5 protein-coding genes and 2 pseudogenes are annotated in these 7,225 nt (G+C 56.9%); 3 read left to right on the forward strand and 4 right to left on the reverse strand.

The genetic code is table 11. The features are described 5' to 3' along the window. Together KHC19_RS08820 and KHC19_RS08825 are read left to right on the forward strand one after the other, a co-directional pair. The coding region (locus KHC19_RS08820; RefSeq protein WP_213351998.1) for a hypothetical protein at nt 1–366 on the forward strand (366 nt) is incomplete at its 5' end. After that, entirely contained in the window at nt 360–521 is a 162-nt protein-coding gene (locus KHC19_RS08825) for a hypothetical protein (protein WP_213351999.1), read from the forward strand. The genes KHC19_RS08820 and KHC19_RS08825, both read left to right, overlap by 7 nt. Before the next feature lie 338 nt (nt 522–859). Here KHC19_RS08825 and KHC19_RS08830 read toward each other — a convergent pair whose 3' ends face one another. Continuing rightward, complete coding sequence (locus KHC19_RS08830) at nt 860–1,087, reverse strand: hypothetical protein (RefSeq protein WP_213352000.1); 228 nt, start codon at nt 1,085–1,087, stop codon at nt 860–862. Nucleotides 1,088–1,774: 687 nt separating this feature from the next. On the opposite strand from KHC19_RS08830, the gene KHC19_RS08835 reads away from it, so the two are divergent. Then, nucleotides 1,775–4,576: a hypothetical protein gene (locus KHC19_RS08835; protein WP_213352001.1), complete on the forward strand. Its 2,802-nt coding sequence runs from the start codon at nt 1,775–1,777 to the stop codon at nt 4,574–4,576. Nucleotides 4,577–5,278: 702 nt separating this feature from the next. On the opposite strand, the pseudogene KHC19_RS26450 reads toward KHC19_RS08835, so the two are convergent. From KHC19_RS26450 to KHC19_RS08850, 3 genes and pseudogenes are all read right to left on the reverse strand, one after another. Beyond that, a pseudogene (locus tag KHC19_RS26450) lies at nt 5,279–5,538 on the reverse strand (transposase). 212 nt (nt 5,539–5,750) lie between these two features. Then, nucleotides 5,751–5,988 (reverse strand): annotated as a pseudogene (locus tag KHC19_RS26455) (IS110 family transposase); the annotation flags it as partial. A 260-nt stretch (nt 5,989–6,248) separates the two neighbouring features. Beyond that, nucleotides 6,249–6,890 (reverse strand): hypothetical protein, encoded by a 642-nt coding sequence (locus KHC19_RS08850; protein WP_213352003.1) that lies wholly within the window; start codon nt 6,888–6,890, stop codon nt 6,249–6,251. Between the last annotated feature and the right edge of the window lie 335 nt (nt 6,891–7,225).

Here is a 7,225-nt window from a genome sequence, read left to right on the forward strand (position 1 = left end):
CCCGACATCTTCACCCCGGAGGCCGGGGCGCCGCGTGATAATCCCGAGGATATGTATTTCGGGGGTCAGCACGAGGAGCTGATCTATGCCAACTGGACGCGCAACACGAAGGCGACGGTGCAGCGGAACATGGTGACCGGCGTCGAGGACGCGACCGTGGTCGGCGTGCCGGTCTACGACACGACCTTCGCCCGCTTCCTGCGTGGCGCCAGCTATCTCAACACCAACCGCCCGACCGGCGGCGCATTCACCGTCATGATCGCAGCTCGTCTGCCGGATGCCGGGGAATCCATCGCCAGCCCGTCACGCGTGTTCTGCAATTATTCGGCGTGCACTTCAGGCAGCTGCCGACGCCGGGCGTGCTGACGTTCTCCATCCAGACACAGCTTTCCGGTGGGTCGTTCTCGCGCTCCAACATCGATACGATCCCTTACACAACCAACGTCTGGGAGATCTTCACGCTCAAATTGCGCGACCGCAACGCGGCGGCGAAGGCCATGCAGGCGAACTATGCGACGTAGATCACTTTCCCGGGTGGCCGGTTCTACGACCCTATCGCAACGCCCATGGCGTTCGGTTCCACCACAGAGGCCGTCACCACCGGCACCCGGCTCGATCTTGCGGCGGCGGTGTGGTCCGACAGCTGGCTTGAGGACGCCGATGAGGCCGCGCTGCTCCCAGACTTCCGGGCCAAGGTGGGGTTGGATATCCCTCACTTGCCTGACCGACATCCTACATAGCTCTTGTCAGTACCCACTTCCGCCAGATCCGGGGAGTGGCGAGCCCAAGAGCCTCGATGCCGCCGCCCGTGGGGCGGCATTTTCATTTCTGGAGCATCGCGGCCATGCATTCTGAGCGGCTACGCTGCTGACCTATCGTCTCTGGCGATAAGAGAAGCATCGCTCTCCTCCTCATTGTCATATTCGGCGCCAGCTAAGGCCTCGCGAAGTAGACTGATCGCCTCGCTCTCGTGATTGAAGGAGGGCTTAGCCTGTCCGTCGTGCCGGCGGACGAGGGCAGCGGCCTTGTCGAACCAGGTGCTATCGACGGTGAGTTCGAGAGAATAGACGTTGGTGGTGCGCATCATGTAAGCCTGTCAACTCAATCCAAGATTTCGTTACGGCATCTCATTTCTACAAGAGTACTGCCGTTACGGTACTTTCCGCAGTGATTAGCTTATTTCATTGCCCGTAAATGTGCAATTAAATCTCTGTAATCTTGGTGCCGCTGGCGGCTGCCGCCCGGCCTGACCTGCCACCTGCCGGGGCCGGCATGGGGGGCTGGCCCATCCATATCTTCCTTCCTGCCGCCGTCACAGGTGGCTTTTTCATGTCTGGAGCACTCTATGCAACGCGCAGTCTTCTTCGACCGAGTGCGCGCCTCGCTATTCGGCGGGGCCGGCCGACGGGCATCCGCGGCGCGCGCAGACGCAGGCGGCCGTGGTCGCCTTCCAGCGCGCGTCCGCCGTCCGCTGGGCGGCACTTCATTCAAGGGGCCGGGGGCTCTGCTTGGCCATCGCCCCCGGCCGATCTGGTGTCGCGTGACGACGGTTTACGGACGCTATTCCACCGCCTCAACCGATACTGCCACCGCCGGGCTGCATTCGCCGCAGCAATGATGCTTACAGCGTGTGCGCCAGTGGCTGTTAGGCGGAATTGCGCCTTCGTGATCGGGCCGTTGGCGAAAATCCTTCGGCAAAGTCTCGCTTATGACATAAAACTTATTGAGGTACCGTTTATGGATTGGCGGTGAGACCTTTTCGGGAGGCAGTTACATGGCGACGTCGTACTTTCCAACTCTAGCAGACGCGATTGGTATGGTCTGGCCCGGTCCTGCGCCGGAGGTCGTGAGGATCGATGGGTTTGTCCGTGCTGGAGATGGTGGTGACGCCGTCTACATCCGCTTCGACGGCACCGTGCCGCCGCCGCCTTCAAACATTGTTATCAATGGAAATTTTTCGAATGACAGCAGTAATGGATGGACGCTCGATGGATTCTACGTAGAAAATAATCGCCTCAAGTCCCAAGCGGGATCGAGTAAAAAAATCGCCAAACAAGACGTTCCTCTTGTCGCAGGCAAAAAATACCGCTTGACCTTTGTCGTAGCTGGGCGGTCAGAGGGAAGGTGGGCTGCGTACGTCAGTAGTACTATCGGTGCTGAGAGTGCGCTCGTAGACTTCGGCACCACCGAAAGCTGTGATGTCGTGTTCACGGCGTCGTACGGGCAGCGCGGCTTAACGATCGCGGGAGAGGCGATGCCCGGGAGCGCAAGTGGCGCGCCGACCTTCAATGGGTCAATTGACACGATATCAATTGTGGAACTCATTGATGAAGGGCTTCAACTGTTCGGCGGCCAAGCCTATCTTCCGGTTCCCTTGAACGGGGTGTTCCGACCGGAAATGTTCGGCGGTGGCTTCGGATCGAACGACGATGTCGCGATACGTAGCCTTATCAAGCGGACGAATAGTCTGCTGCTTGCCGGCAACGACGTGCGCATTGAGATGAGCCGACGCTATCAGTGTTCGGAGGCTCGTCACGTTCTGTTCGTTCCCGAGAGCAGGAACGTCACGATCGAGGGCAAGGGCAGCGGCGTGATCGATCTGAGCACTGCCAGCACGACATTGACGTCAGCTTGGCTTGAGGTGAGGGGGCCGGGGTACGACGGCTTCGCGGAAGGCCAGGCTCTCAAAACCACCCTAGCGGCTGCGGCTAAGGCCGGCGATACCAGCCTTACTGTCGCCGACGCGACCGGCTTTCGAATGGGGGATTGGATTGCCGTAACGTCAACTCACGACTATTTCTCGGGAATTAGGACATATGACAAGACAGCAGATGAAGGTGAACGAGCCCAGAATGTCAGTGGCTATGCGCCCATCTGCAAAGGCGAACTTATCCAAACGAGAAACTGGATTGTGACGGATGATACCGTCGCATTAGGTAACGGACTTACCCACTTCTTTCCGATTGAGGGTGGGGGGGTGAATGTTCGACGTATTGTCATGGCCGGCCGGTTCGTGCTCGAGGGTCTAAATGCCATTGGACCAGGTATATCATCCGGTGGCGGCGGCGGGGATGATGTCGGAACGGGCTTTCTTCATGTTAGGCATTTTGCGTTGGCCGAAGAAAAGCATCTAACGACAGAAAATTTTCTGAGTTTTTCAGCTAAATACACGTTATGTGGTGCGATTTCTATGGATACGCCCAAAACGGTTGGCGCCCGATATCAGAACAATCCGCTGTCGAGCCAATGGTTTTATGGAAGGGAATTGAATGGGTGTGGAAGGGCGGCGATTAATTCGCCCATAGGAGAGTATTGCCGTCGGGCAATTGACCTGCACGAGACGCCACCTGGTCTTTTGGCAAGTGACCGCCGGGAGGGGGAGGCGGTTATCACGCAGAATGTGCAGATGACCGGTGGATATTCCGTCAGCTGTCGAACGATGCCCGGAGGGCATTTTTCAATCAATACGCAGTTGACGGGACACGTGGGTTTCGACTGTGGCGGACAACTGCGCGGCAAAAACGTGCGATGGACCGCTGTCAGTTGCAATCGCGGAATAGGCATAGGCATTCCTGAAAATTCAGATCCTGACACCTATCCATTTATGAATCCAGGTCAGGGCACGGTCGAACTGATCGGGTGTACATTCCGCAATGAGGTCAAAGTCACAGATCCCGAGGACCCTCTCAGTTTTGGCTTGCAGGTGCGTCAAGGCATTGATCGACTCTACGTCGAGGGGTGCACCATCATGGGTCAGATTCCAGTCGAATTTACCGGTCGAACTCAAAGCAACGTCACCATAAAAGGTGGTCTGATTTCCGGGCTAGATCGTCCCGAAGATCCGATTAGACCGGTGATCGCATTTCGTAATATTGGTACCTCACCGGCTGAAGCGTCGGCGAATCAAGCTGAGTTTGATGCGGATCCGGATGCACCTCATGGTGATTTTTGGTTTGAAGGTAAAGACTGGCTGACCCAAAAGGCGAGCGCTTCGTCAATTTTGATCGAAGGCGTTCATTTGCGTAATGGGACGGTCGGCATTCTTCATGAAGGGTGCAAGGATCAGGATGTACGTAATGTTCACATTATAAGAAGTGTTTTTGAGAATATTGACGTGTGTCACGTCAGATTCTTGAGGAATGAGGGATCGATATGGGCGGCAGATGGAAGTCTGGAACTCAGGGATAACGCTGAAGTTGGAACCGTTCCGACCCAGAAGGTCGATTTTGGCCCGCTTGTTGTAAATGCGTCCGGGAATAATTTTGGCAACGCGCCGATGATCGTCTCTATCGTCGGTACGGTTCTTGCCGTTCCTGATAAGGCTGTTGGTGAAACACTGACAATTCAGCTCCCCTCGGGCACGGCAACGGTGGAGAGCGTAACGGGGCTGAAGCAAGGGCAAAAGGTTATAATATCAAAGGCCGGGGGTGGAGTGATTAGCTTCATGAAGACCGGAAATTTGTTCATTGGTGACCAGCGTGATTTAATAGGTAGTTCCGACCGCCTGGTGCTAGCGGGTGGTGCGTCAGGCTCCGTTGTTCTGCTCGCGTTCGCGCCAAATTCAGTTGTTTCCTGAACGAAACCTTAAATCTGTCATGCTACTAGCCATCTCCGGGTGGCCTTTTTTCTGGGATGTGAACATGAACATACGTGAGCTGCGAGCGCAGATGGCGGCGCTCGGTTATGCGCATGCATGATTTTCCCGGGACAGGTGGCCTGGAGCGGAGGGACACGCTCCCGGCTCCATCGGCGCGTCGGGAGGGCCTGAATAGGAATGCGCCGGTGGCGATCGGTAGATGACTCCTGAGACCGTAGGGTCCGCCACCGACCTAGCCCGATAGCCGGGCTGCTGGATCAACACCTCTCAACCGGGCGGGTTACGACATAGCGAAATCTAAGCCAGTCAGCCTGGGGATCTGCGGCTGCCACGGTTGGGCGGCCGGGCGCCTCGTTGCAATCGTTCGCGCGCCCGGCCTTGCCCAGCCAAACGCCGGGCCGAAGCGATGGTCACCGCACGTTTGCGAAAGATCCACGACAGGAAAAGCGGCCGGGCTGCCGCACCGCAGGCGACGCCCGGCCGGGCCTGCGCCAAGTGGGGGGAGACCCGCAGGCCTCGCTCAGCCTAGCCGAGCCTGGTCGCGGCTCAATGACGATTTAGCAATCAGGGAGGATGAAAAAATGGACACACGGGAGCTGCAAACGCGACTCACGGCGCTTGGCTATGCGCCGGGGCCAGTCGATGGCGTGATGCGCGCCATCTTGTTGGTGAGCGCAATGATCACGACCTTTGGTGGCCGTCGATCCTGTAGAGCTCGGATCCATGCTCGCCGCTTGCCGCTCGCGCCTTGGCAAAGCGGATAACATTGCCTGCGCCAACATAGAGCAAGTGCCGGATGTAGCGGTCGCCACGCTTGGATATTCGTCCCAGCCGGTCTTTGCCGCCGCTTGAGTGGCTCTTGGGGGGAGCCCAAGCCAGGCAGCGAACTCGCGCCCCGAGCGAAACATCGATGGATCCGGCACGGTACTTACAAGTGCCATCGCGGTAATCGGGCCAACGCCCGGAATAGATGCGAGACGCCGGCTGACCTCGTCAGTGCGATGCTGCCCGAGGATTTGAGCTTCCAGCGCATCGATCCGCGCCTAAAGGCTAGCGAGCTCGCCCACCAGGACCATTAGCGCCTCGCGCGCGAGGGGTGGCACCGCAGGGTTATGGACCTCGGCCGCGAGCTTCTCAACACGATGGATGCCTTGCGGCGCGATGAGGCCGAACTCGGCCAGATGCGCGCGTAAACTCGTTGCCAGCATGGTGCGCTGGCGTACGGGGAGTTCGCGCGTTCGATGCAGCATCAGCGCCGCTTGCTGCTCGGCAGACTTTACCGACACGAAGCGCATGGTCGGTCGGGTGACCGCTTCGGCGATTGCTTCGGCATCGGCAGCATCTGTCTTGTTACGCTTGACGTAAGGCTTAAAGTAAGCTGGCGGCATCAGTGCGGCAATGGCGCTGCCGACATCGCAGTTCAATTCGAAATATGCCGGCCTCGCTAGCCTGCTCAAAAAGTTTGTTCACAATCAGTGTGCACCCCAGCTGCGAGCACATCCCAATGCTTATGTGCTCGCAGCAATGCCCTAGAGCGAGATTGCCAAGTCGTGCACCTACAAGCGCATGGCAAACCAACTTCACTCATCCGGCGAAATGGCGACGACTCAAAAGCATCGCAGCCATTCATCATCACTTAATGACGCCTCGCTTACCTAGGGTCCACGCACGCTCGCGCGAAGTCCATACTCAGCTCTACCAACGAGCGTTCTTCCGGGACAACAAACACCGCCGCACGTCCGATAACGCGCTCAGGAGCAGCATACTTTTCGACTAACTTATAACGAGCTTCTCTGCTTACGAAGTCGTCAAATATTATCGAGGTGCCCGGCAAACCCCTAAGCATCGTTATAAGAAAACATGCTACTCGGAACCGTCCGTCGATAAGAACCAAACCAGGCGAAACATCAGCCTGCTCCATTCTATCCCAAACGGAAATAGGGTAGTTTGGCCACAGACGGCAACTGTCAGTCCCTACAGGAAACCCCCACTTCGCCGTCTCGCCAATATTTGCATTAACAACTGTAGCTGAATTACGTTTAAGATCTTGCTTCAATGCCTTACGGACGGAGCGAACAATGTCCTCATCGGCTTCAACGGAATAGATATGTGACACACCAGCCCGAGCGGCCATCCTGGCACCGCCGCCGGCTCCATATTCCAAATAGCAGTTGATATCTTTAAACTGGCCGCCTAGAAACTCGACCACTTCGTTCGGCAAATTGGGTCGAGACGGAACTTTAATGAGAACAGACTCTTTCTCCGAATTTTGAACTACGTCTTCTGAAACCACGACAATGTACCTCTGACTATTTGTGAATGTGACTTTTTCATAACGTCGAAGCGACGAAAGCGGACGACACAACGGTATCTAACTACAGGTCATATTATAGGTCGAATGCGCGCGACACTCAAGGAGCATATGGGGAGGTAGCTCGCGTTCGCCGAGCTGACGGTCATATTTCGGGCGCTCAATTCCCGAGAATGAAAAGAGAGGCTAAGGTTGGCATCAAAGCGCGATGGGCAAGCGCCTGAATGCCCGCCTGCCAGGCTGGTAAGCAATTCAACGGAATGGGCGATGAGGTCATTTTAATGCGGGCGGGGCACATTGTGATCCTGAACATCAGC

The sequence above is a fragment of the Ancylobacter oerskovii genome (genome assembly GCF_018390555.1).
GTDB classification, from domain to species: domain Bacteria; phylum Pseudomonadota; class Alphaproteobacteria; order Rhizobiales; family Xanthobacteraceae; genus Ancylobacter; species Ancylobacter oerskovii.

What these genes read in the sequence shown, in the direction of transcription:
- KHC19_RS08830 (WP_213352000.1), bottom strand. Translation starts at nt 1,087, where the DNA reads ATGATGCGCACCACCAACGTCTATTCTCTCGAACTCACCGTCGATAGC.
- KHC19_RS08835 (WP_213352001.1), top strand. Translation starts at nt 1,775, where the DNA reads ATGGCGACGTCGTACTTTCCAACTCTAGCAGACGCGATTGGTATGGTC.